This window comes from Achromobacter mucicolens (assembly GCF_902859725.1).
In the GTDB taxonomy this organism is placed as follows: Bacteria; Pseudomonadota; Gammaproteobacteria; order Burkholderiales; family Burkholderiaceae_B; genus Achromobacter; species Achromobacter mucicolens.
The window spans coordinates 1-25,000 of the sequence record NZ_CADIJP010000026.1 but is presented as its reverse complement, the minus strand read 5'-3'; the positions used below and the strand labels follow the sequence as shown (position 1 = coordinate 25,000).

The window sequence follows — 25,000 nt, the reverse complement described above, 5'->3', positions numbered from 1 at the left end:
GATCTGCTCCCAGCATAACTATGGCATACCCCTAAATGCTAAAAGCAGATGCAAACTCGATACCAAAAATAAAGCTACCGGTGAAGCATGGGCATAATTAACATTCCTCAGCGTGAACGAGAAGCCATCAAGGGGGTGGACCAAATGGTTTTGCGCGAGGCCATAAGACAGTGCTTTGACGAACGGCGGTCATATTTCCCTCGGGGCCTGGGACTTGAAGATTGCGGTCCTTATATCGCTAGAGAGTTTCGCGATTTTGAGAAAGCTCTTACCGCGCTTTCCAATGCCAAGTCTTCCAAGAAGCGGGCCGAAACCGAGTCAGATGCCCGACGCGCCGGGAGCAATTTGGAGAGTGCAGTCTGTCAGATGAAGGCCCGCCTCGAGGAGCAGGAAAAGGATGAGCTGACTTTCCTTGTGGAAGACCAGATATTGCCTCCCCTCAGCTTCAGCAGCCGACTGTCCGTCCGTGTTAACTATCGTTGGCGTCCGTCAGTTGACGGAGCATGGCAACATGGCTCGATAGCGTTTTTACATGAGGCAGATTTAAGGCCAGGCTTCACGGCTCCACAAGCGCGAAAAGTGAGCGCCGCCAAACAAAGGGAAGAAGAACAAGAGACCCTGCACAGGGAATGGGATTATTTAATGCGCCTCGGAGTCAGCGCTGTTGCAGAGTTTCTCAAAGAACGAGGGAATGGTGCGGAGATACCATCCGAATTCATGGCGAGAACCGATTCCTACCCTCGCAGACTCAACAACCATAGCGCCAAGTTTTGGGCTAACAAGCCTGGGCCCTAATATCGGTCCCTGTAGTCTTCATGCCATCACGGCGGACTATCTCGCATTTGAGTCCAGGGTGATAACGCTCAGTATCGTTGACGCTCGTTTTGGCAGGCATCGCTCCCAGCTTAGCTGGCTGCGGAGCTCGGAGCCCCGTATGTGTGCCGAAATGGATGGAGCAACTTCACAGGGACCCCGAAATAAGCAGGACATCCAAAAGCAAAGCCCACACATTGCGTGGGCCCAAGGAAAGTCATCGAAACGGCGCCCGCAAAATGCAATTTGCAAATTGCGCCTCACTTTGAAGCATCCCGCTCAACTGGACAGCGATGCTGAGTGACTCCAGTTCTGCTCCCAAGCCTCGCCCGGAATGTTACCCCGGCCGGACTTATCGTCGAATTCAGCGATAGGCCACTTTATCAAACACGCGCTGAGCCGCATAGTCAGCGACGCCCAATCTCAATTGTCTGCGCTACCACCGCACCCCTCTGGTAAGCCAGTTTTTTTACACGGCTAACCAGAAGTGCGAGCATCCCATCTCGAAACCTAGCAAGGTATCTTTCACCATAGGACAGCGCCCGCTTGACGCAAATCGTCCATCCAGGGGAGATGAATCTTTTAGTTAAAGAACTCTTTTAGTTAGGAGTAACGAGGACGGTGGCTGACTCTCGAAAACAGGCATGAATCGCAAGGAGATTTTCCGAGTAGATCGGACAGCCCCGCTCGCCTGACGCAATCTGCCCCCCCCAGCTTAGGCAGTCTGCCCCCCCCTCCGCCCCTTGCCTCTGCTCGTAGGCATGCTGACCCGCCTCTGAGCCAATCCGCCCCCCCGGCGGCATCGCTGTTGCCGCTCCCAGTCAAAAAAACTCGGATTTCCGTAGGTCAGGCAAGCGGCATGGCCCCCTAGCGGAGCTATACATTCTCAATAAAACTCTTAGTTCGCGAGTCATGAGTAATCAACCCGATCCCCCCCGGGCGCAGGATGTTTGGCTCACTCGAAACTTGAGACCAGGAAATGTTCGGGCAGCGATCCCAAACGTTCTGGCTCGTTCAGCAATATTTGCAGGCCAGCCTGCGAATTTGAAGAATCGGCGAGCGTTCACTGAGAACTCACTCCTGCAATCGGTCCGTGGCTATCAAATCTTTCAGCAAGGCGGCATGCAGCTAACTCAAGCTGAAGGGACCTTGTGGATGGAGCTGCTCAGAATTGCCTTTCTGGCCACCCACCAACCAAATGCAACTCGCATTCCCATTGACGTTTCTGCCAACGGTCTGCTGAAGCGGCTGGATAAGACCTGCGACAGAAAGAACCGTCAGGCCCTGCGGACGAGTTTGCAAGGCTTGGCCGCTGCGCGTGTGAGCGTCGTGCACGACACCGGATTCAGATGGGAGAGCAACCTGATCAACCTTGATGAAGCCGTCAGTGGGTCATCCACACGCATCGTTTTGAGCGTTGATACCAACCTGCTCTCTGCGTACACAGCAGGTTATACGCTCGTCAATTTGGATCAACGACGCAAGCTGAGAGACTCAGCGCTGGGGCTTTGGCTACACACGTTCTACTCGACACATAGAATTCCGCTACCGCTCGCCTCAGCCACACTGCAACGGCTTTCGGGGTGCGAGAACATGAGAGGTGCTGCCTGGGCGCAAAAGCTGAAACTCGCTTTGGAAGCATTGACAGATGCCACAGGTTGGAAATGCAGGTTTGACCTATCGAAGGGCACGATGATCCACGTTGAAAGGCCGGCTTTCGTTTCGAAACGAGACCGGCAAAGCCCTCTCGACGAAGAGATCTGAATCGCCAGCGCGTCGGCTGTGTTGGCCCGACCCGCGGGCCGATAACGCTGTCAATTAATCGAAGGAGAGCTCTCTACTTGCGCGGTAGACAGCTCTCAATTTCGAGAACAAAGCCCAAGCTAGATCAGCTTGGGCTTTGTTCATCGCCAAACAGTCGATCAGGCGGCTTGCGCTGTCCGCGTTGACACCGTGCCCCGTCGAGCAAACTCGACCCGGATTACGTTGCCGCATGTCGCGACGGCACAATGGTCGAGCATTTCGGACGAACCGTCGTAGAAGTCGGAGGAAGGAGCGGCGACGATGACATGTTTGCCCGACGAGGCTTCTGGCTCGGTACTCCCTCCACTGCGCGCAGCCTCCACAGCCCTCACCCTGGCAGCCAATTCGCTAGGCGAAGGGTTGTAATAGCGCATGGCCATCTGCAAGGTCTTCCAGCCCATGATCTTGGCCAGCTCCTGAGGCATCATGTGCGGAGCCAAGCGAGTCGCCGCTTCGTGACGAAGGTCGTGAAAGTGCAAATCAAGCAAACCAGCAGCAACGCAGGCTGCCTTGAAATCGCAATCCAGCTTGCCGGTCTCGTGATAGCCCTTGATGACCTTCTCGGCCAAACGAGGAATGCTCTGAAGGACACGTACCGCCTCGAGGTTCAAGCCCACTGATCGCTTGCTGCCATTGCGGGCCTTTGTCAGGTTCATGACGCCGCCTTTCAGATCAACCTGTGACCACTCGAGAGTCAGCAGTTCCCCGGCACGCAAACCCGTGGCCAGTGAGAGTCGAATGCATGCTTCCAGCCAGACGGGTTGCCGAACGCGCTCGACGCTGACTCCCGAGAGGAGCCGGGACTCCTCATCCCCACGAAGCCGACGCTCACGGCCTTCGGGCGCCGACGGCCGCCTCACGTCCTTCAAGGGATTGTCGAGTGGCCAGTTCCACTCCTTCTTGCCAATCGTGTACAGGTGCGAGAGCAGTGCCAGCTCCAGCCGCACGGTGTTAGCGCTGCCTACTTGTGCGGTCCGCTCATTGCGATACTTGGCAAAGTCAGAGGACTGAAGGGTGCTCAGCTCACGCCTGGCCAGTGGATGCTTCTTCAGCAGTCGAATTCGATTGCGCTCGTTGCGCTGCCCGCCTACGGCCTTGGTCGGCACGACTTCGTCCATGTAGCGATCCAAGGCGTCGCCGAGGGTCAGCCTCGCGACAGGGCGCAGGTCTCTGAACTTGCCCTCGTCCATTTGCCCCTCGTGCTTCCGCACCCACCGCTCAGCGTCCTCTTTGGTCAAGAATGTTTGGGTTTGCCGCGGGAAGCCTTTGCGACGAATGTCTGCCTGGTACTGGTGCTCACCGCGCTTTTGAATGTTAGCCATTTGCCTATCTCACAATTTTTGGATTGAGGTATAGGCGCCAACGCGGGTGGGCTCTCGCTTCGCTGGGCTCCGTTTCGCCGAAAACCACCAGCAAATGGAGGTAGAAATTTTTTCTGTAACAGCGCTCGAAGGTCGCTGCCAGAGTCCGCCAAAACACCGAAGTGCGTTAGAAGTGCGGTCAAAATTCCCAGAAAGCAAAAAGCCCACCGTTTCCGGTGGGCTAAGCGCTTGATACTACTAGAGAATTCTGGTGGGCTGTGAGTGGCTCGAACACTCGACCTACGGATTAAGAGTCCGCTGCTCTACCAACTGAGCTAACAGCCCTGCGAGTCACTCACTTTGATCTGCTGCCGCGCTGTGCGCCGTAGCGTTTCGTTATGTGTGTGCTGCGAAGAAGAAAGATTATATGGGGCTTTTTTTATTTGTGCAAGTCGGGTGGCGAAAAAGTTTCGACGAACAGGATCAAGCCGCGTAGCCGCCGTCCACCGCGAGGCTCGCGCCCGTGACGTAGCGGCCTTCGGGTCCTGCCAAGAATGCGACCATCCCGGCGATATCGCGCGCTTGGCCGTAGTGGGGCAAGGACAGCACCGCCACCATGTCGGCGGCGCGGTCGCCGTCGGCCGGGTTCATATCGGTGTCGATGGGACCGGGGTGGACGACGTTTGCGGTGATGCCGCGCGGACCCAGGTCGCGGGCCAGGCCTTGCGTCAGGCCGACCAGTGCGGATTTGCTGGCCGCGTACAGCGCGACGCCCGCCCTGCCGGCGCGGGCTGCCAGGCAACTGCCGATGTTGATGATGCGTCCGCCATCGGGCATGGCGGCCTGAACCGCCTGGATGGCGACGAAAGGCGCGCGCACGTTGATGTCCATCGTCCGCTCGTAGTCGTCCAACGTGTTGTCCGCGATGTGCCCGGCCAGGAAGATGCCGGCGTTGTTGACCAGCACATCCACCGGTCCGAGTTCGCGGATGGCGGTTTCCACGGCGCCCCTGACCGCGGCGGCGTCGGCGGAATCGGCCAGGATCGCGGCGGCGCGGCGGCCCTGCGCCTTCAGCTCCTGCACCAGCGCCTCTGCGGGCGCGGCCGACGACGCGCTGACGTACGTGAAGGCCACGTCCGCGCCGTCGGCCGCAAGCCGACGCACGATGGCGGCGCCGATGCCGCGGCTGCCGCCGGTGACGAACGCCACTTTGCCGTTCAAGTTCTGCATGGTCAAACCTCGTTTTGTAGTGATCGGTACAAATATGATCGCCGGGCGCGTCACGACTGGTCAATGAATTTTTTATCGATCAACACAAAATAGTCGGCACGGGTAAACTCATCGGCATGGCTGAACGAGGGCGCCCGCGCAACTTCGACCGGGACCAAGCCTTGCAAAAGGCCATGGAAGTCTTCTGGTCGAAGGGATATGAAGGGGCATCGCTGACCGATCTGACGGAAGCGATGGGTATCAACTCGCCCAGTCTCTATGGCGCATTCGGTTCCAAGGAAGGCCTTTTTCGGGAAGCCGTCCAGCTGTACCGCGACACGGAAGGCGGCTCGGCGCGGCGCGCGCTGCTTGCGGCGCCGACTGCGCGCGACGCCATCGAGGCAATGCTGCTTGCCTCGGCCGAGCGCTTCACGGCGCCGGGCCTGCCTCCCGGCTGCATGATCGTGCTGGGCGCGCCGGCCGGTTGCGATAACCAGGCCAGCGTGGGGCATTTTCTGGGGGACAACCGGCGCGAGATGCAAAGCCGCATCCTTGCCCGCCTGACCGCAGGCGCCGCGCAGGGCGAATTGCCCGCCGGGACTGACTTGAAGGGATTGGCCGCGTTCTACACGACGGTGCTGCATGGCATGTCGATCCAGGCCCGCGACGGCGCCAGCCGCAAGACATTGCAGGCGGTAGCCCGGCAGGCGATGCGCGCCTGGGACGCGCTTGCCTGCGACGCCTCGCCGCCTTCCGGCGATCCCCCGGGCCGCGCCCGCAGCTGACGGATGCCGTCATGTTCCGTGTCGACCTGCGGCGTCTCATCCTGTGGATCAGCCTGCTGTCGGTCCTTGTGGTGCTTGCGGGCGGCCTGCATGCCAGCTATCTGGTGCAGCGCGATCTGCTCTTGCGCAATGCGATGGACACGAATCGCATCTATGCGTCCAAGCTGGCGCTGACCACCAATGCGCTGCTGAACGACATCCATCGCTACCTTTCCTACAGCGCCGACGAATTGGCCGACATGGAAAGCCACCCCGAGCGCATGGCGGCGGAGACGCGGCGGCTGGAACAGCAGATGGGCCACTTCAACTCAAGTTTCGTGGCGTCACCGCAAGGCAAGGTGCTGGCCGTGTCGCCGTCATATCCGCAATTGCAAGGACACCAGTTGGTCAGCGATGCGGTCAAGCAGGCGCTCGCTGTCCGCCAGCCCACGATCAGCGAGCCTTTCAAGGCCAGCAACGGCCGTTGGCAGATCCTCTATACCCACCCAATTTTTTCGCGCGACTACCGCTACCTCGGATTCATCGCGGGGTCGCTCTACCTGCACGAAGACAACGTGCTGGACCGATTGCTGGACGAGCATTTCTACCGCGATGGTTCATTTCTCTATGTCATCGACCGCAACGGCACGCTGATCTACCACCCGAACCGCGCCCAATTGGGCAAGCCCGCCCCCGACAACGACACCTTTGCCGCGGCACGGCGCGGCGAAACGGGGGAACAGCGCTTCATCGACAGCGATGGCCGCGACATGCTGGCCGGTTTTGCGCCGGTTCCCAGCACCGGCTGGAGCATCATCGCGCAGCGGCCGGTGGACAGCACGCTGCGCCCGATGGCCGACCTGCTGATGGCCACGGTGCGCAACACCCTGCCGCTCTTGCTGCTATCGGTCGTCCTGATATGGCTGCTGTCGCGCTGGATCGCACGCCCGTTGGGGCAGATGGCAAGTATTGCCAAGCGCATGCAGGACCCGGATTCCGCAGACCGGATCCGCGCCGTGCGCTCATGGTATTTCGAGGCCGCGCAGTTGCGGCGCGCGCTGCTGACGGGTCTGGCGTCGATGCACCACAAGCTCAGCGACCTGCGCCAAGAGAGCACGACCGACACGCTGACGGGCCTTCTGAACCGCCGCGGCATGGACGAGGCGCTGGCGCTGTTGGGTGCCGAGGGTACGCCGGTGGCCATCGTGGCGATCGACGTCGACCACTTCAAGCGCATCAACGATCGCTACGGCCACGCGGCGGGCGATCAGGCCTTGCAGGCATTGGCCGGCGTCATGCGCGAGGGTTCTCGCAGCGGCGACGTGCTGACGCGGCCGGGCGGCGAGGAATTCGTCATGCTGCTGCCGGGCGCCAGCATGGCGGCGGCCATCGGGATCGCGCAGCGCCTGCGCGCGCGCCTGGCCTTCGCGGAAGGCTCACCCCTGCCCGCTTCCATCACGATCTCCGTGGGTGTGGCGCATTACCCGGACCAGGGCGCGACCCTGGAAGCCGTGTTCGAGCGCGCGGACCAGGCGCTCTATTACGCCAAGAATCACGGCCGCGACAGGGTCTGTGCGGCCGACGACACCGCGCCGGAGGGTTTCCGGACGATGCCCTGAGCCTGAACGTCGCACGCCGATGACAGCGAGAAGGCCGGCAATGTGCCGGCCTTCTTGCCTATTTACTTCTTGGCCGGCGCAGGCGCCTTGGGCGGCTTGCGCATCTGCTCCAGCAACGGCCCGCAAGCATTGTCGTCATTCGCGCTGGGCGCAATCAGCGCCAGCAGCCCGGCCGCCGGCGTCAGCAGCACGCCCAGCGCCACCATGCCCGCGCCGCGCGCCGCCAGCGGCGCGACGTGCACGCCCACGTCGGGCGAACCGAACGTCCCGCGCACGTACAACGGCGAGCGCAAGGAGAAGATGCGAAAGCCCTTGCTGTCCGGGTCGATATCCAGATCCAGGCTCTCGTCCTTGAAGCTGGCCGAGCCGGTGATGGTGATCAACGCGTTGTCGGTGTCGAATACAAAGACGCGCGGCGTCATCACGCCCCGTTTCAGCTCCAGGTCGGCCGCGCCGCAGTTGATCTTCACTTCATCGTCGCCGAACAGCTTGGAGACCACATAGTTGGCGACGTTCAGACCCGCCAGCTCCATCAGGCTGCGGCTGATGACGCCGTCGTTGACCAGCATCTTGACGTCGCCCGTCGCCGTGCCCAGCAGGGCCGCCACGGAGTTGCCAGTGCCGCTGATCGCCAGGTCGCCGTTGAGCTCGCCCAGCGTTTTCTGCATGGCTTCGGCAGACGGAAACAGCTGCTTGAGCTGCAACCGGCGCGCGTGCATGTCGATGCGGCCGGTAAGCGGCGCTTTCGAGCCATCCAGTCGCGCCGTCGCGTTCATCGTCCCGCCGGCCATGCCGAAGCGCAGCGGATCAAGCGTGAGCTTGCCGTCCTGCAGGATGACGTGGACCGACAGATCGGACAGCGGCAGTTTGCTGTCGTGGACGATGCGCGCCGCGTCCAGCGACACGTCCGCATCCATGTCGCGCCAGCGGTCGGTACGGAACTCCTGCGTGGGCAGTACCTTGCCGCCCTTGGGCTTGGCGGGCGCGTCCTTGGATTTGTCCGTGTCGGCCTTCGGACCGCCGCCGGACGGCACGCCGATCAGCGGGCCCAGGTCGGCCATTTGCAGCAGCTTGGACGACAGCTTGCCCGTCAGCTTGGGACGGGGCGCGCCCAGCGCGAACCTGATGTCGCCATGCAGATCGCTGTCGCCGACCTTGCCGTTGAAATTCTTGTAGTCGAACACCGCCCCGCCGGGGTTCTGCAGCTTGGCCACCAAGTGGCCGTCGGTGCTGTAGGGCGGCGTGTCCGGCAGCGTGACGCCCGTCAACGGATACAGCTGCGCCATGGACGAGCCTGACAGTTTCAGGTGCAGATCCAGCGCGCCCAGATGCGCGGGATCGGTCAGCGTGCCCGCGACCGAGGCGCGCGTGCCGCCGATGGCCACGTCGGCCTGCAAGGGGAAGGGCTGCTTGGGATCCTGCAGGGCCAGCATGCCGCCGACCTTGCCCTCGCCCTTGGTGGACAGCCCCTTGTACTTGCCGTCGACCTTCCATCCGAACACGTAGTCGCGCGGCGCGACGGCCGAACCGTCTTCGGGCACGAAGGATTTACCGGCCACGTCCGCGAATGGCACGGGCTTGCCCAGCGGATCGACCAGCACGGTCAGGTCGGCCTTCGCCATTTCGTCGGCATAGCCGACGCGCCCCTTGTCAAAGCCGATCTCATTGATGTCCAGCACCCAGGGGGACGGCTCGCCGGACTCCGGCAACGTGAAGACCCAATTGGCGCGGCCGTCTTCCAACCTTTCCAGGTCAGCCGCGGGCTCGGTCAACTGGATATGGCGGATGACGACGTGCTGGGCCAGCAGCGGCAAGGGGGATAGACTGAACTCCGCGCGCTTGAGGGTGGCGAAGTGCGGCGCCTTGCCCCATTCGGTATTGGCGATGGTGATGTCGTTGGCGACCACGCGCGGCCACGGCACCCAGCTGCGCCAGCCGCCCTCTCCCGCCTCGCGCTGCCATCGCACGCTCAGGTCGCCATTGATGGCAAACGGGCGGCCCATGGCCGCCGTGGCCCGTTCGTTGATCATGGGCTTGGCGCGGTTCCAGTCGAACGTGGCGATCACGATCACCATTACCGCCACCAGCAGGGCAATGCCCCCTACAATCCCGATCGCTATTTTTCTTGTTCGCGTCATGGTTACTATCCTTGGCTTTGCTGCCCGGCCGAACTGCGCAGGCCGGATCACTACCCCAGGGTATCGCGGCCGGCAGCGACGGTCGGACGGAACGACGCCATAATGTGTGCGGATTTTTCCGGGCGAACTCGCCATGCAGGCATGCCAACGGCGCGAACGTCCGCACCGCTGCGCAGCAAGCGGCGTGCCCGTGCAATGTGCGCGCCGTTACAAAGAGAGACGACTGCGGCTGGGTCGTAGTAACCGTATCCGGCCCGGTTGCCGAATTTTTGACGCCGGCGCGGTTCCAATGCCAAATGACCAAATCCGCCCTGACCGGGCGCAAGTGCAGGACAACCTGGAGGCCCGATGCGGCACTCGACTTTGATTTTCGTGTTGGCGGCCTTCGCGCTGCTGACGCTCAGCCGCCTGGCGCTGGCGCTTTGGCAGTGGCAGCGCGTGCGCAATGCAGGCGGCCTGGCGCCATTGCTGCTGCGGGGACTGCGCATCGATGCGCATCAGATCGCCGTACTGGCGGCCCTGCCGGCCGTGCTGTCGCCGCTGTTCGGCCACATACCCGTGGCGGCGGACATCACCGCTGTCTGGTACATCGTGGCGTTCGTCCTGCTGGCGTTCCTGGAAGTGGCGACGCCGCCCTTCATCATCGAATACGACTCCCGTCCCAACCGCCTGTTCGTCGAATACCTGAAGCACCCGCGCGAAGTCTCGGGCATGCTGTGGCGTGGGTACAAGGGCGCCCTGCTGGGCGGGCTGGGCGCGCTGGCGCTGATTGGCTGGGCCGCATGGGCGCTGCTGGGCCACGCGCGTCCGGATGCGCCGCTGACGTGGTGGCAGATGCCGCTAGCCAGCGTGGCGATCCTGGCGGTGGTGATCCTGGCCATCCGCGGCACGCTGGGCCACCGTCCCATCAACCCGTCCTCGGTGGCCTACAGCTCCGACGGCATGCTCAACACCCTGGCGTTGAACTCGCTGTACAACGTGTTCTATGCGGTCTACAGCATGAAGAACGAGAAGTCGGCCTCCGCCGTATATGGCGGCATGGACGACGACGAAATGCACGCCCTGGTGCTGGCGAAGTCCGGGCTGCCGTATCCGCCGCCGAATCCCGACTACCCCAGCCTGCATCGCCAGCCGGCCACGCGCAAGACGCATCGCCCGCTCAATCTCGTCATCATCCTTGAAGAAAGCCTGGGCGCGCAGTACAGCGCGGCCTTGGGCGGCGCCAACCTGACGCCGGAGCTGGACGCGCTGGCGCGCGAGGCTTGGACGTTTACGCGCGCTTACGCCACCGGCACGCGCTCGGTGCGCGGACTGGAAGCCGTCACCACCGGGTTCCTGCCCACCCCCGCGCAAGCAGTGCTGAAACTGCCGCGCTCGCAGCGCGGGTTCTTTTCGCTGGCCGACCTGCTGGGGCGGCACGGTTATCACTCGCGCTTCATCTATGGCGGCGAGTCGCACTTCGACAACATGAAGGGCTTCTTCCTGGGCAACGGCTTCAAGCAGATCGTCGACCGGCCTGATTTTGTCGACCCCGCGTTCGTCGGCACGTGGGGCGCGTCGGACGAGGACATGTTCAACCAGCTTGACCGCCTGCTGCGCGAAGACGGCGACCAGCCGACCTTCACGCTGGCGTTCAGCGTGTCCAACCATACGCCTTGGGAGTACCCCGCGGGCCGCATCGAAACCGACGGCAATCCCGCCACCGTCGAGAACACGGTACGCTACGCCGACTGGGCGCTGGGCCGGTTCTTCGAACGCGCCAAGGCGTCTCCGTATTGGGAAAACACGGTCTTCCTGGTGGCGGCGGACCATGACTCGCGCGTGTTTGGCGCCAGCCTGGTGCCGGTGCGCCACTTCCACATTCCTGCCGTGATCCTGGGCGCCGGCATCGAGGCGCGGCGCGACGACCGCATCATCAGCCAGATCGACCTGCCCCCCACCCTGCTGTCGCTGATTGGCGTGGATACCGAGCACCCGATGATCGGCCACGACCTGACCCGCAGCACGCCCGGACGCGCCATCATGCAGTACGACAGCACCTACGGTTATCTGAAGGGAGACGACCTGCTGGTGCTGGCGCCCAACAAGCCCCCGGTTCAGTACCGCTACACCGCGCCCGAGGACTACGCGCCCGCGCCGCTGAACGCCGAACTGGCAACCGAGGCGCTGGCCCACGCGTTGTGGCCAAGCTGGGCTTACCGCGAGGGGCGTTACAGCTTGCCCACGCAGGCGCCGGTGCAGACCGCGCCCTAGGCTGACCGGACACCCGGCCGAACAAACGCCTTGCGCTTTTTCTCGACGAGCGCGTGGCAATGGCAGCCGGGGCTGTGGTCGTTGACCATGCCCACGGACTGCATGAAGGCGTACACCGTGGTCGGCCCCACGAACTTCCAGCCCAGCTTCTTGAGCGACTTGGACAGGACTTCGGACTGTTCGGAGGTCGAGGCGCCGTAGGTGGACACCTTGGAGGGCGGCGCTTCGAAGCGCCAGAAATACGCGGCCAGGGATCCTTCGCGGTCGATCATTTCCAGCGCGCGGGCCGCGTTGTTGATCATGGCTTCGATCTTGCCGCGATGGCGCACGATGCCCGGATCGGCCAAGAGCGCCTGGACTTGCTGTTCGCCGAAGGCGGCGAGCATGGACGGGTCGAAGTTGGCGAAGCCGCGGCGGAAGGCCTCGCGCTTGTTCAGGATGGTTCGCCAGCTGAGCCCGGACTGGAAACCTTCAAGGCAAAGCTGTTCGAACAGCGCGCGATCGTCGCCTTCGGGGTGGCCCCATTCGGTGTCGTGATAGGCCATGTATTCGGCGGACGTGTCCACCCAGCCGCAACGGGCAAGGCCATCTGGAAAATCGGTTTTGGCGGACAAGGGATCGCTCCTTACGGCTGACGGGCTACCGATGCTACTCCAGCAACGTCCCTGAAAAAAGTCGTAGCGGCCGCAACGCAAATCCAGATAATATTTCCGGCCTTGATTCGGCGCCGGCCTGTGCCGCGCGCACCGTCGGATCAGCGCGGCGGGCCGGCGCATCGCAGGCCAGGCATGCGCCAAGACGGGGAGCCGGACAGGCCATTTCGGACCTCGCCCCATGTCCCTGCCACTGACTTCGCTCGTTACCTTCGTGTCGCCTGCCGTGCTGGCCGGCGACGACCCGTCCGCCAATCCCTGCCTGGACTGCGGCGCATGTTGCGCGCACTTTCGCGTGTCCTTTTACGTCGGTGAACTGGCCGGCGAAAACGGCGGCCAGGTGCCACTGGAACTGGTCACCCAGATGAGCCCCCTGCGCGCCTGCATGAAGGGCACGGAGATGGGCGGCGGGCGCTGCATCTCGCTGCGCGGAGAACTCGGCAAGCCCGGCATTCACTGCGACATCTACGACAACCGGCCCACGCCGTGCCGCGACTTCGACATCTGGATGCCGGACGGATCGCCCAATCCGGATTGCCAGCGCCTGCGACTGGGATTGGGGCTCGCCCCCGTGCCGCCCCGGCCCGACGCCGAGAACGACCCGCAGGGCCCGCTGCATCCGGACCAGCCCGCGGCCGCCTGACGCGCGCCGCGGCGAACGCTTCCCGGTCATTCCCTAGGCACGACCCGCCAGATAGCGCGTGGGCGTCATGCCGAACGCCGTGCGAAAGCTGCCGATGAATGCACTGGTGCTTTCGTAGCCTACCGACAACGCCGCCTGCGTGACGGATCCGCCGCGAAACAGCATCTCCAGCGCCCGCAGCAGCCTGGCCTGCTGACGCCACTGCCCCAGCGTCACGCCGGTTTCCTGGCGAAAGCGCCGCATCAGGGTGCGCGAAGACATGTTCAACCGCTGCGCCCATTCGTCGATGCCAGCTGTGTCGTCCGGCGTATCCAGCAGCGTGTTGGCCAGATCCTGCAGGCGCGGGTCGGCCGGCATCGGCAGCGGCACGGTCGCCTCGGCGCTGCGCTGTCGCAGCTCTTCCAGCAGCACGTCAAAGAGTTGCGCCTGATAGGCCGCCGGGGTCTCCCGCGACGTGCCTTCGATGAAGCGCTCGACCAGCGCCTCGATCAGCCGCGAGGACGGCCACGCCCGGCAATGCGGCGGCAAGCGCGCGCACACGTCGGGATGCACGTGCAGGCACGAGCCGCGCGCCTCGCCAAACCAGCGCGCGCCATGGCGCACGCCGGGCGGAATCCAGCCCAGGCTGCCCGGCAGCACCGTCAACACGCGATCGCCCCACTCCATCATGACAAGTCCCTCGTGCACCAGCACCAGCATGCCCTCGGCATGGACGTGCGCGGGCACCGAAATGCCCTTGGACTCCCTGCGCCGGCGCAGGCTGTACGGCGTCAGCAGGACGTCGGGCAGAGGGGGAGAGGCAGCCGCTTCATGCATGGTTGGCAGGTTTGAGGTACAGGTTGACGGGTTCCCGTTAGCGGGTCCATTTGAAAATGGACATCATTCTCATCATTGGGATATTCGCCCCCCAATGGAGAAATGTGATGGACCACACACGGCTGCGCGACGCCGGCATCAAAGCCACCTTTCCGCGTCTGAAGATCCTGGACATCTTCTACCGCCATGCCGACGAGCACATGAGCGCCGCGGACATCTACCGCCGCCTCATCTCGGACCACAGCAATATCGGCCTGGCCACGGTGTACCGGGTGATCACGCAACTGGAGCACGCCGGCCTAGTCAAACGCACCCAGCTCGATTCGCACACCAACGTGTTCGAACTGAACGACAAGGGGCATCACGACCACCTGGTCTGCACACGCTGCGGCCAGATCCGGGAGTCCAGCGACCCCGCCACGGCGCAGCTGGTCCGGAAGATCGCGCGGCGCTGCGGCTTTGAACTGGATTCCTACAGTCTCGTGCTTTACGGCAGCTGCGGCTGCGCCACGGACGACCCTGCCCTGCCCCACGGAGCCTTCGAATGAATCACGACCAATTCTTCTTTCACGACCTGTCGCAGTTTCCCATCGTGACGGCCCGGCACGGCGGCGCGCCGCTCGGCTATTCGGCCACGTGGATCCGGGAAATGGAGCTGCTGGTGGAGAACCCGCGCACCTTTGTCATGGTGGTGCCCGACACGCGCCATGAGGCCGCGCACGAAGACCGCAGGGCCATGATCGAATGGCAGACCGCCAACATGCCGCGCCTGCGGGCGCGATGCCGGGCGTTCATCGCCGTCGAACGCGATGCGCAGGCGCTGGACAAGCTGCGCAAGCGCGGCGAAAAGATGGCTCGCGCCTTCGGCCTGCCGTTCCTGGCGGTCGCGACACCGGGAGAAGCGGTCCAATGCGCCCGGGAATTGCTTGGGCACGCGGGGCCGGGCGGCTTCAATGTCGATTAAGGCGCCAAGCCCCGCGATTTAAGACTGGGCGTGCGCGGCCGTTGTTCAATGATAGGCCCCGTCGTTTCCGGGGCCGTTTTTGCCAACTCTCGTCCCGGCCGCCCGACGCATGAACCACGCCCTCGCCTGTCAGTTTTGCCAATCGACGCTCGCGCAGGGCGCGCCGCTGCTCGAGCAGAACGGCGCGGCCATCTGCAAATCGTGCGTGGACCAGTTTGCCGTGCGCTTTGCGGACCGGGCGTGGGCGATGGCCGCCACGCCGCAAGAGCAGTTGGACGTGCTGCTGGAGGAAAGCAGCCGCGCCCTGGCGCAGAGCGAGACGCTAGCCGAGCGGGCGCGGTGCTGCGGCCTGAGCTTGAACGACCTGTCGGCGGCGCTGCCCGCGCGCACACTGTCCTGACGGGCGTCGCGTCAGAACGATCCCACCGCGCTGCCCAGCGCGATGACCGCCGCCAGCCCGATGATGGGTCCCACGATGCCCACCACGACGATATTCATGTAGCCATCCCGGTGGTTCGACCCGCACACCGCCAGCAAGGTCACCACAGCGCCATTGTGCGGCAGGCTGTCCAGCGTGCCCGCGCCGATCACCGACACGCGGTGCATCAGCGCCGGATCGATGCCCAGGGTTTGCGCCAGCTCCATGTACGTGCCAGCCAGCGATTGCAGGGCGATGGTCAGGCCGCCCGACGCCGACCCGGTCAAGGCCGCCAGCACGTTGGTGGCCACGGCCAGCGACACCAGCGGCCCGCCCTCGATCGACAGCACCCAGTCGCGCACCGCCGCAAACGACGGCAGCGAGGCGACCACCGCGCCGAATCCCACCAGGCTCGCGACGCTCAGGAGCGGCAGCGCGGACGCGTTCACGCCGGCGTCCATCGTGTCGCGCAGCGACGGCAGGCGCCGGAAATTCAACACCACCAGCACCACGATCGCGGCCAGCAACGCGGTGATCACCGACCAGACGCCGCCCACCGCGGCCAGGCTGGTGCCGCCCCAGCGTGCCTCGGCAAGCCACGCGGTGTCCATGCGCGGCAGGACGATCAGCGTCATGAGCAGGTTGACCAGGATCACCACGACCAGCGGCGTCGCCGCCACCAGCACCGAGGGCGCGTCCGGGCTACGCTGCCCATGTTGCATTTCGGCCGGGTCGAACTCGCGCGCGACGGTGGCGCGCTCGCGCACCAGCACGTCGCCGGCCACGTCGGCGGCCATGCCCGCGGGCGCGACGTAGCCTTCACCCGCCCGCCGCGCGGCCGCTTCCGCCCGGCTCAACCACCACAGCCCGAAGCCCAGCATGATTGCGCTGGCAACGATGCCCAGCCCCGGCGCGGCGAACGGCGTGGTCGCAAAAAACGGCATGGGAATGGCGTTCTGCACCGCTGGCGTGCCCGGCAATGCGGACATTGTGAAGGTTGACGTGCCAAGCAGGATGGCCGCCGGCATCAGACGCACCGGAATGCCGGCCGACCGGAACAGCGCATGCGCCATGGGCGCCAGCACGAAAAACGCCACGAACAGGCTGACGCCGCCGTACGTCACGATGGCCCCGGCCAGCACCACGGCCAGGATGGCGCGCCGCGCGCCCAGCTTGCGCGTCATGGCGTCGGCAATCGCCGTGACCGAGCCGCTGTCGGCCATGAGCTTGCCGAACAGCGCCCCCAGTAGAAACAAGGGAAAGAACTGGGCGACGAATCCGGCCGCGCCGCCCATGAAGGTCTGCGTCCAATGGGCCAGCAGCGGTTCCCCCGCCGCGGCAGCCGTCACCATGGCCGCGGCCGGCGCCAGCAGCAGGATGCTCCAGCCGCGATAGGCCAGCCCGATCAGCAGGACCAGCGCCAGCAGAATACCGAACAGACCCATGATCAGACCTCGCCCAGCAATTCGTCGATATCCAATGACGACCGTTTGCCCAGGTCGTCGCCGTGTTCGGCCAGGAAGCGCTCGGCCGCCTTTCTGCCCTCGTCGCGCAGCATGCACAGGAACGGCCATTCGGCGTTGAGCTTGGACGAGTACCCCAGCTCCACCATGAGGTCGGACGAGATCCGGTGTATCCGCATCTGCGCCCACATCCTGCCCTCGCCATTGCCGGGGTCGGCCACCTGACGCAGCAGCGCGATCATGCGCAGCTCCTTCAGGAGCGATGCGTTGAAGGTGACTTCGTTCAGGCGGTTCATGATCTCGCGGGCGCTGCTGGGCAACCCGGCCCGCTCCACCGGATTGATCTGCACCAGGATCGTGTCGTGCGACTGGCAGTCCCGCACCAGCGGCGTGATGGTCGGATTGCCGCTGTAGCCGCCGTCCCAATAGGGATCGCCGTCGATCATCACGGCGCGGAACAGCGTGGGCAGGCAGGCCGACGCCAGCAGCACGTCGGCATTGACCTCGGCATTCTTGAACACCCGGCCCCGGCCCGTGCGCGCGTTCGTCGCGGTGACGAACAGATGGATGGGCGCGCGCGCCAGTTCGTCGAAATCAATCACCTCCCGCAGGATGGCGGCCAGGGGATTGGCCCCGGACGCGCTGAGGTCATAGGGAGAGAACACCCGCGACGCCATGTCGAAGGCGATGAACATGGGGGAATTGTCCAGCGACCACGAACCCATCAGGATGTCGAGCGGGCTGCGGCGAAAGGGACTGAAGCGGGCCGCGTCGGACACGCGGCGCCAGAAGTCCTCGAGCGCGGCGCGGGCGCCCTGCGCGCCCCCGCGCGCATGTCCCAGCACCATCACGGCGGCATTCATGGCGCCGGCCGAGGTGCCGGAGATGCCGTCGATGCCGAGCCACGATTCTTCCAGCAGCCGGTCCAGCACGCCCCAGGTGAAGGCGCCGTGCGCGCCTCCCCCCTGCAGCGCAAGATCGATCAAGACGGGATCGCGGGCAGTCGCTGACGCTTTGGATCGGGCCACGGCGGAACTCCTTGCGGGAGGCTGGGGGTGAGCTTGCGATCGGTGTGACTGCGATATGCGCCATGTTGCGGTGCACATATCGTTCAGAAGTTATACGCGATGCTCCTGAAAAACGGAAGACCAAGCCCTCGGCATCAAAATTGGGGTCGCACCATAATGAGAAATATAGCCGTCAACACCCGTGTTTTTTTGGCTTTGAGTTTCTCTGCAAAGCGTAAGATCTTTTGAGCGCGCCCCAACGCGCAGGCTTCCCGAGCATCGAGGCCACAGCATCCCTCACATCCCCGCCTTCCCTTCACGTGCGTCATGGCTCTTTTCAAGAGTTGCGCCATTCCGCCTCAGCTAAATTCACTTATCGAACGCGAAATGCCTCAAATGAATTGAAACTTCGATGGCGGCCAAGCCTTCACCGTGGCCGGCGCTCCCATCGCGCGCGATGCCGCGCTGGCCGAGCTCGGCGTCGAAACCGCGCTCACGCGCAATGCAACCATTGGCCTGAATTACACCGGCCAGTTTGGCGGCGGCAACCGGGAAAACGCCGGTTCCGTCCACATGACCTGGCGGTACTAAGACGTACACGAACGCCGGGCAAAGCAAAACGCCGCTATTTCGATAGCGGCGTTTTGTATTTGGCGCAAGATTGGCACCAACGAAAAACGCCGCTAACGATATAGCGGCGTTCGATTCGATGCTTGCGCGAATTGGGGTGGTGGGTTGTGCGAGACTCGAACTCGCGACCAACGGATTAAAAGTCCGCTGCTCTACCGACTGAGCTAACAACCCGACCGAAGCCCGAAATTATGGCGGAATTCAAAGGGCTTGTCAAAAAATGACAGCGTGCCATCCTGCCAGCGAAGCCAGGCAAGCAAACGGCCGCTCGCGGCGGCCGTTTGCGGGTCGTGCGGCGCGCGGGATTACCAGGCAGCCACCACCGCGCCCTTGAACTTGGTTTCGATGAACTGCTTCACTGCCGGGCTGTGATAGATGGAGACCAGCTTGGCGAACTCGGGACGGTCCTTGTCCTTTTCACGCACGACCAGCACGTTGGCGTAAGGCGAGTCGGGCGATTCCTGGGCGATGGCGTCCTTGGTCGGGTTCAGTCCGGCTTCCAGCGCGAAGTTGGTGTTCACAGCCGAAGCGTCGGTGTCATCCAGCGAGCGCGGCAGTTGGGCGGCGTCCAGTTCGATGAAACGCAGCTTCTTGGGGTTCTCGACCACGTCGATCGGCGTGGCCTTCAGGCCGGCTTCCGGACGCAGCTTGATCAGGCCATTGGCCTGCAGCAGCAACAGGGCGCGGCCGCCGTTGGTCGGGTCGTTCGGCAGCGCGATGCGGGCGCCTTCCTTCAGCTCGGACAGCGACTTGATCTTCTTGCTGTAGATGCCGATCGGGAAGATAACGGTCTTGGCGATGCTGACCAGCTTGTAGCCGCGGTCGGCATTGGCGTTGTCCAGGTAGGGCTGGTGCTGGTAGCTGTTCAGATCCAGGTCGCCAGCGGCGAGCGCCACGTTCGGCTGCACGTAGTCCGAGAACTCGATGACCTGCAGGTTCAAGCCCTGCTTGGCGGCTTCGGCCTTGACCACATCAAAGATCTGGGCGTGCGGGCCGGCGGTGACGCCGACCTTCAGCGGCTTGTCCTGGGCCAGCGCGGGCTGGGCGAATACGGCGGCGCCCAAAGCGAACGCGGCCAGCGACTTCAAAACCTTGATGCTCATGTTGCGATATCCCGATATGACGGAAGTAGGAAAAAACGAAGAAGATCAGCGATGCGACATGCGGCGCACGAAGCGGTCGCCCAGGCTCTGGATGGCTTGGACCAGAACGATCAGCACGATTACGACCGCGGCCATGACGTCGGACTGGAAGCGCTGGTAGCCATAGCGGATCGCCAGGTCGCCCAGCCCGCCGCCGCCGATGGCGCCGGCCATGGCCGAATAACCGATCAGGCTGACCACGGTGACGATGGTGGCGGCGATGAGGCCCGGCAGGGCTTCGGGCAGCAGCACCTTCATGATGATCTGCATCGGCGATGCGCCCATGGCGCGCGCCGCGGTGATGAGGCCCGGATCGACCTCGCGCATGGCGTTTTCCGCGATGCGCGCCATGAAGGGAATGGCGGCCACCGACAAGGGCACGATGGCGGCGGTGGTGCCGATGGACGTCTGCGCCACCAGCCGCGTGAACGGGATGATCGCGACCATCAGGATCACGAACGGCACCGAACGGGTCGCGTTGATGATGGCGCCCAGCACGTGGTTCACGGGCTGATTTTCAAGCATGTTGCCACGCGCGGTCACCGTCAGCGTGACGCCAAGCGGAATGCCGATGATCACCGCGATGGCGCTGGCCACGCCCACCATCAGCAGGGTGTCAAGCAGCGACGTAATAAGCAGGTCGATCAGTTGCGGACTCATGAGCTATTTCTTCAACGGTAATGTCACGGGCGTTCAAGGCGGCAATCCCGTCCTTGAGCGCGGCGGGCGTGCCTTGGGCCAGCACAAACATCGTGCCGACGGCCACGCCCTGGATGTCTTCAACGCGCGCCTGCACCAGCCCGACGTCCAGGCCGAATTGCCGGGTCAGGTCGGACAGGAAGGCGCCCGATGCGTCGGTGCCGGTCAGCGACAGGCGCAACAGGCGCACGGTCTGGCCGGGTTTGGCGGCGGCCAGCGCCTGGATGCGTTCCTTGACGGCGGCCAGCGTGGCGTCGGTCAGTTCCGAGGCGGTGGCGGCCGACACCATGTTGCGGGTCACTTCATGGCGGGGTTGGGCAAAGACCTCGCGGGTGCTGCCGATTTCGACGACCTCGCCCTGCGACAGCACGGCGACGCGATCGCAGACCTCGCGCACGACTTCCATCTGGTGCGTGATCATGACCACGGTCACGCCGGTCTTACGGTTGATGTCGCGCAGCAGCGCCAGGATGTTGTGCGTGGTTTCGGGGTCCAGCGCCGACGTGGCTTCGTCGCTCAGCAGCACATCGGGGTTGTTGGCCAGCGCGCGGGCGATGCCGACGCGCTGTTTCTGGCCGCCGCTGATCTGGCTGGGATAACGGTCGCGCAGGTGTTCCAGCCCGACCAGCGCCAGCAGACGCTCCACGCGCGCTGGAATTTCGGCTTTGGACACGCCCGCGATTTCCAGCGGGAGGGCGACGTTGCCGTAAACCGTGCGCCGCGACAGCAGATTGAATCCCTGGAACACCATGCCGATGCGGCGGCGCTGTTCACGCAGCTGCGCTTCGGTCAGGCCGGTCAGCGCCTGGCCGCCGATGGAGATGTTGCCCTGGTTGGGACGTTCCAGCAGGTTGATGCACTGGACCAGCGTGCTTTTACCGGCCCCGCTGGGACCGATGATGCCGAAGACCTCGCCCTGCTCGATGTGCAGGTTGATGCCTCGCAGCGCCTGGAATTCCCCATGCGGCGTGGCGTAGGTCTTGGATAGGTTCTCGATGTGAATCATGGCAAGCGATTTTGTATCTTTTCTCTTCTAAAGAGAACGACCGTTTTTTCCATTTTTAATAACTACAAGTAATATCAACTGCCGACCCGACGCCGCGAGGCTTCTGGAAAGCCGCGCAAACGCCTCGCCAATGGCGATCCGGCAAAGACACAAAGGGCAGCCGGGAAGGAAAGCCTTCCTGACTGCCCTTTCTTTTCGGCGGCCGGCTTGCGGCCGACCCGGGTTCAGCGTGCGCGCGAGATGCGGACTTCCGCGCCGCGGCGCTTCACTTCCAGGCCTTCGGACGGCGAGATCCGCAGCCCTTCCAGCCCCTTGATGTAGCTCGAACCCTGCATCTGCATCACGCGGATCTTGTTGCGCATGACGACCGGGTTATGCACCGGCATGCCGAACATCCAGACCTCGTCCAGGATGCGGGCCGAGTTGAACTCGCCCGTATGCTGCGCGGCGGGACCGAGACAGAGCATGTGACCTTCGCGGCCGAACACCGGGAACTGGCCAAGCTCGCAATCGATGGTCCAGGTGGTGCCGCCCTCGTAGCGATGGCCGGTGTTCAGATCCCACCACGCCTCGCCCTTGGGCAGGTACACGCGCACCTGATTGCCCGGTTCGGTGACCGGCGCCACCAGCAGGGCCGGGCCCAGCAGGTATTGCAGATCCCATTCGTGGGCGTGCGGATCGTTCGGGAACGACAGCGCCATGGAGCGCTGCACCGGCAGGCCGGTGCGGGCCGAGTCCTCGATGGCGCCCAGCACGTAGGGCACCAGGCGGTAGCGCCACTGCATCCAGGTCTTGGCGTGGGACAGGGTTTCGTCGCCGAAATCCCAGGGCATCAGCCCTTCCACGCCCTGGAAGGCGAAATTGGCCGAGAACACGCCGGCGGTCAGCCAGCGCAGGTAAAGCTCGGGCGTCATGCCGGCGCGGTCGCGCGCGGCCGAACCAATGTTGTGCACCTGGACGGGCACGCCGCTGGAACCGATCGACAGGGACGTGCGCAGCGTGTGCCGCAGGCCTTCCCAGGTGTTGTCGACCTGCGGTCCCACCTGCCACGGCAGGCGCTGGGCCGCCGGGAAGAGGTCCGCGCTGGGCACGACGCCCTCGGGCGGCACCTTCAATCCGGCCACCGCGTCGAACAGCGCGCGGCGCACCAGCAGCGGATACATCGTGCGCAGGGCCGGGCCGGTCTCGCCGTTGCGGGCGGTCACGCCATCGGGGATGGCGATCTGCGCGTCGCAGGCGGGCGCATCCAGACCGTCTTCCACCAATTGGCGGTGGCGCTCGACCCACAGGTTGTAGATGTCGCGATAGGTCAGGTCGAGCAGGCCGTAGGGCTGGCCGGACGTCGCCGCGTTGCCGTCGAACACCTGGGCAGCGCCGTCGTCCTTGGTCAGCAGCCAGCCGCGGTCTTCCAGCTCTTCAAAGAGCGGACTGGTCTTGATGACGCCCGGAAAGCCGGAGGCCGCCACATGCACGTTGTGTTTGTGAAAGAGCGCCAGCATCTGCTTGGCGTCGGGAAAGCGTTGGGCATCCCATTCAAAAACCGTCTTGTCCGCCTGAAAGCCCCACGCGATTGGCTGGGCCAACGTCACGGCGTCCACCGGAATCTGGTTTTCGCGCATGCGCGCCACCAGGGCAACCGTCTGCGTGGGCATTTCGCCCGCGGCCTGCTGCAGCCACGCGCCCATGGCCCACAGGACGGGCTGGCCGGCGCGGCCGGTCAGCGCGGTGTATTGATTCAGGATTTCGGCGGGTTCGCCGGCGAACAGGAACAGGTCCAGCACCGCGTCATCGACGGTCAGCACATAGGCCGAGTCCGCCGGCGCGACGCCCACTGAATGTTCCACGCGGCGCATCGTATTGGCATAGACGCCCCAGCCTCGGGGACTCCAGGCCAGCGGCAGCGCGCGGTGTTCGGGGTCGTCGGAAACCACCGATTCCTCGCGGCGGTTCAGGTCCCCCGGGGTTTCACCCAGGCCGTAGACCCGCTCGTCGGCGGCCAACGTGAAACCGGCCGTCCACACGGCGTCGTCGGCCTGGTCCAGCGCGTTGTGCCCAAATGCGGGCGTATGCGCGGAAACCTCGGATTCGAAGACACGGTCTTCGTTGCGGTACAGGGCGATGCGAACGGGATTGGCCTGGATCTCCAGGGCGACGTCGCCCTGGGTGATACGCCAGCCGTCCCCGCCATCGCGAGGCGCGATGGTCGCTTCGCCCACCGCCTCCTGGCGCGCGAGCAGCATTTCGGCCACGGCGCGCGCACGCGCGCCCGGCTTGTCATCATTGAAGTGGTTCGCCTCGCCGCAGCGCAGGCGAAAAACTCCAGGCGCATGCGCCTCGACTACCAGATGCAACCCATCGCCCGCGTCGAAATCGATGCGACTGGGGCGGGACGTCAGCAGCTCGGCATTATCGAGCTGGGTAGTATGGGCAAAGTCGAACTTGGGCGGCACAGAGCATCCCCCGGCTTAAGCCAAAAACCATCAAAAGACGCTATTTTGACGGATTTGAGCTTTGAAATAAACTCGATCCCTCTTTTGGACGGTTATTTCATCCAAAAAAGGGGCATAAAGCCCTTGGCCTGCGTCAGGCGCGCAGATGCCGCCGAGTCGCCGAATTGCCGGCCCGAAAGGTCAATTGCGGCCTATTGGCGCCAAATTCCGGCAATTCTTACAATTCTACGCCAGCCGGGCGTGCCGCCCCGGGCGCATTAATTTTTTTTCATCGTGGTGAAACAAGCTGGACCAGATCGGTCTCCAGCGGCAGCGGTTCGCCCATCAGACGCGCCGCGATCAGGTCCCCCATCAGCGCCGACCACGACAATCCGCGCGACGCGTAGCCGGCGGCCAGCCACAGACCCGGTGCGTGAGGCAGCTCGCCGACGGCTGGCAGACGGCCAGGCAGGACGGCGCGCCACCCGGCCCAGCCGGGCAGATCGCCCGGAACCAGCGCGTCGAATGCCGGGAAGTGGCCGGCAAGAAGCCCCGCCGCCTTGCCCAATGTGACACGCTGCCCTTCGGCGCCCACCGAGGCCTCGGCGGCGCCGTGGACATAGGTGCTGCCGACCACGCAGCCCACGCCAATATCCGGCAGAAGATAGCCTTCGCCGCCAACGATGCACCGCGGACCGCCGTCCAGGGCCGCCGCGGGGATCAGCGTCACCTCGCCGGCCAGCGCGTGCATCTGGGCGACGCGGGGCAGCGGGTCCAGCAAGCCGCTGGCTGCCAGTACCTCGCGCGAACCGGCGGCATTGGCCAGGATCACGGTGTCTGCCCGGGCCAGTTCCGTCCCCAAGGCGTCCAGAACCCGCCACCCCTGGCCCGCGGACGACACGCGGCTGGCCCGCCCGGCAATCACCGCCGCGCCGGCCGCGGCCAGCAGCGCCTCGATCAGCAGCCCGGGCTGCACCAGCATGCCTTGTGAAAAAAACACGCCGCCCCGCGCCACGGGCAGTCCGGCCAATGCGCCAGCCTCTTCCCGCGTCACCTGGCGCACCCAGTCCGCCGGAAATGCCAGCGCTTCCAGGGTGCCCGCCAGCGCCGCCGACCGGCCGGCATCGCGCTCGACCTGGACGGTGCCGCAGACCCGGGGCGCCGCGCCCCCCGGCAGTCCCTGCCAGCGCGCCAGCGCCCTTTCGCTGCCCGCCCGCGACAGCCGCGCCC

At 64.3% G+C, this 25,000-nt stretch carries 22 protein-coding genes and 2 tRNA genes; 10 read left to right on the top strand and 14 right to left on the bottom strand.

The genetic code is table 11. From position 1 onward, the window contains the following. The first annotated feature begins 87 nt into the window (after positions 1-87). Both HV786_RS24820 and trfA read left to right on the top strand, forming a co-directional pair. Positions 88-795, top strand: coding sequence for a hypothetical protein (locus HV786_RS24820; RefSeq protein ID WP_128829602.1), 708 nt, complete (start codon positions 88-90; stop codon positions 793-795). A 930-nt stretch (positions 796-1,725) separates the two neighbouring features. Further along, positions 1,726-2,577, top strand: coding sequence for a plasmid replication initiator TrfA (trfA, locus tag HV786_RS24815; protein WP_128829603.1), 852 nt, complete (start codon positions 1,726-1,728; stop codon positions 2,575-2,577). A gap of 158 nt (positions 2,578-2,735) precedes the next feature. Here trfA and HV786_RS24810 read toward each other — a convergent pair whose 3' ends face one another. The 3 genes from HV786_RS24810 to HV786_RS24800 all read right to left on the bottom strand — a co-directional run bounded on the left by HV786_RS24810 (position 2,736) and on the right by HV786_RS24800 (position 5,147). Then, a complete protein-coding gene (locus HV786_RS24810; RefSeq protein ID WP_128829604.1) occupies positions 2,736-3,938 on the bottom strand; it encodes a tyrosine-type recombinase/integrase in 1,203 nt (400 codons plus the stop codon). A gap of 248 nt (positions 3,939-4,186) precedes the next feature. Then, a tRNA-Lys gene (locus tag HV786_RS24805) sits at positions 4,187-4,262 on the bottom strand. A gap of 138 nt (positions 4,263-4,400) precedes the next feature. Then, the gene (locus HV786_RS24800) at positions 4,401-5,147 is read right to left on the bottom strand and encodes an SDR family oxidoreductase (RefSeq protein ID WP_175211975.1); all 747 of its coding nucleotides are present in this window, start codon (positions 5,145-5,147) and stop codon (positions 4,401-4,403) included. Between the two features lie 116 nt (positions 5,148-5,263). Between HV786_RS24800 and HV786_RS24795 the strand changes: the two genes are divergently transcribed. Next, positions 5,264-5,911, top strand: a complete 648-nt coding sequence (locus HV786_RS24795) for a TetR/AcrR family transcriptional regulator (protein WP_175157430.1) — start codon at positions 5,264-5,266, stop codon at positions 5,909-5,911. 11 nt (positions 5,912-5,922) lie between these two features. Next, entirely contained in the window at positions 5,923-7,509 is a 1,587-nt protein-coding gene (locus HV786_RS24790; protein WP_128829978.1) for a sensor domain-containing diguanylate cyclase, read from the top strand. 62 nt (positions 7,510-7,571) lie between these two features. Here the strand turns inward: HV786_RS24790 and HV786_RS24785 are convergent, their stop codons facing one another. Then, positions 7,572-9,647, bottom strand: coding sequence for an AsmA family protein (locus HV786_RS24785; RefSeq protein ID WP_128829977.1), 2,076 nt, complete (start codon positions 9,645-9,647; stop codon positions 7,572-7,574). Positions 9,648-9,995: 348 nt separating this feature from the next. Between HV786_RS24785 and HV786_RS24780 the strand changes: the two genes are divergently transcribed. After that, on the top strand, positions 9,996-11,900 hold the full coding sequence (locus HV786_RS24780) for an LTA synthase family protein (RefSeq protein WP_128829976.1): 1,905 nt from the start codon (positions 9,996-9,998) through the stop codon (positions 11,898-11,900). Here HV786_RS24780 and HV786_RS24775 read toward each other — a convergent pair. Then, on the bottom strand, positions 11,897-12,514 hold the full coding sequence (locus HV786_RS24775) for a DNA-3-methyladenine glycosylase I (RefSeq protein WP_128829975.1): 618 nt from the start codon (positions 12,512-12,514) through the stop codon (positions 11,897-11,899). The genes HV786_RS24780 and HV786_RS24775 overlap by 4 nt on opposite strands. Positions 12,515-12,734: 220 nt before the next feature. On the opposite strand from HV786_RS24775, the gene HV786_RS24770 reads away from it, so the two are divergent. Next, positions 12,735-13,196, top strand: a complete 462-nt coding sequence (locus tag HV786_RS24770) for a YkgJ family cysteine cluster protein (RefSeq protein WP_056320849.1) — start codon at positions 12,735-12,737, stop codon at positions 13,194-13,196. 33 nt (positions 13,197-13,229) lie between these two features. On the opposite strand, the gene HV786_RS24765 is transcribed toward HV786_RS24770, so the two are convergent. Beyond that, positions 13,230-14,012 (bottom strand): helix-turn-helix domain-containing protein, encoded by a 783-nt coding sequence (locus tag HV786_RS24765; protein WP_128829974.1) that lies wholly within the window; start codon positions 14,010-14,012, stop codon positions 13,230-13,232. Positions 14,013-14,119: 107 nt separating this feature from the next. On the opposite strand from HV786_RS24765, the gene HV786_RS24760 reads away from it, so the two are divergent. From HV786_RS24760 to HV786_RS24750, 3 genes are all read left to right on the top strand, one after another. Beyond that, complete coding sequence (locus tag HV786_RS24760; RefSeq protein ID WP_128829973.1) at positions 14,120-14,560, top strand: ferric uptake regulation protein; 441 nt, start codon at positions 14,120-14,122, stop codon at positions 14,558-14,560. Then, a complete protein-coding gene (locus tag HV786_RS24755; RefSeq protein ID WP_056320845.1) occupies positions 14,557-14,976 on the top strand; it encodes a hypothetical protein in 420 nt (139 codons plus the stop codon). The genes HV786_RS24760 and HV786_RS24755 overlap by 4 nt, the downstream gene beginning before the upstream one ends. Positions 14,977-15,085: 109 nt before the next feature. Beyond that, on the top strand, positions 15,086-15,376 hold the full coding sequence (locus HV786_RS24750; protein WP_056320842.1) for a ClpX C4-type zinc finger protein: 291 nt from the start codon (positions 15,086-15,088) through the stop codon (positions 15,374-15,376). A gap of 11 nt (positions 15,377-15,387) precedes the next feature. Here HV786_RS24750 and HV786_RS24745 read toward each other — a convergent pair whose 3' ends face one another. Next, complete coding sequence (locus HV786_RS24745; protein ID WP_175211974.1) at positions 15,388-16,839, bottom strand: GntP family permease; 1,452 nt, start codon at positions 16,837-16,839, stop codon at positions 15,388-15,390. A 2-nt stretch (positions 16,840-16,841) separates the two neighbouring features. Further along, a complete protein-coding gene (locus HV786_RS24740) occupies positions 16,842-17,885 on the bottom strand; it encodes a patatin-like phospholipase family protein (protein ID WP_252870399.1) in 1,044 nt (347 codons plus the stop codon). A gap of 411 nt (positions 17,886-18,296) precedes the next feature. Between HV786_RS24740 and HV786_RS24735 the strand changes: the two genes are divergently transcribed. Further along, the gene (locus HV786_RS24735) at positions 18,297-18,455 is read left to right on the top strand and encodes an autotransporter outer membrane beta-barrel domain-containing protein (protein WP_128829971.1); all 159 of its coding nucleotides are present in this window, start codon (positions 18,297-18,299) and stop codon (positions 18,453-18,455) included. Positions 18,456-18,592: 137 nt separating this feature from the next. Here HV786_RS24735 and HV786_RS24730 read toward each other — a convergent pair. From HV786_RS24730 to HV786_RS24705, 6 genes are all read right to left on the bottom strand, one after another. After that, positions 18,593-18,668: transfer RNA gene (locus HV786_RS24730), tRNA-Lys, on the bottom strand. A gap of 131 nt (positions 18,669-18,799) precedes the next feature. After that, on the bottom strand, positions 18,800-19,597 hold the full coding sequence (locus HV786_RS24725; RefSeq protein ID WP_056320831.1) for a MetQ/NlpA family ABC transporter substrate-binding protein: 798 nt from the start codon (positions 19,595-19,597) through the stop codon (positions 18,800-18,802). A gap of 45 nt (positions 19,598-19,642) precedes the next feature. Next, positions 19,643-20,296: a methionine ABC transporter permease gene (locus HV786_RS24720; RefSeq protein ID WP_062841659.1), complete on the bottom strand. Its 654-nt coding sequence runs from the start codon at positions 20,294-20,296 to the stop codon at positions 19,643-19,645. Next, positions 20,253-21,341: a methionine ABC transporter ATP-binding protein gene (locus HV786_RS24715; RefSeq protein ID WP_062841658.1), complete on the bottom strand. Its 1,089-nt coding sequence runs from the start codon at positions 21,339-21,341 to the stop codon at positions 20,253-20,255. Before HV786_RS24715 ends, HV786_RS24720 begins: the two co-directional genes overlap by 44 nt. Positions 21,342-21,565: 224 nt before the next feature. Next, a complete protein-coding gene (locus HV786_RS24710; protein WP_056320825.1) occupies positions 21,566-23,791 on the bottom strand; it encodes a glycoside hydrolase family 31 protein in 2,226 nt (741 codons plus the stop codon). 268 nt (positions 23,792-24,059) lie between these two features. After that, the coding region (locus HV786_RS24705; protein ID WP_175211973.1) for an FAD-dependent oxidoreductase at positions 24,060-25,000 on the bottom strand (941 nt) is incomplete at its 5' end.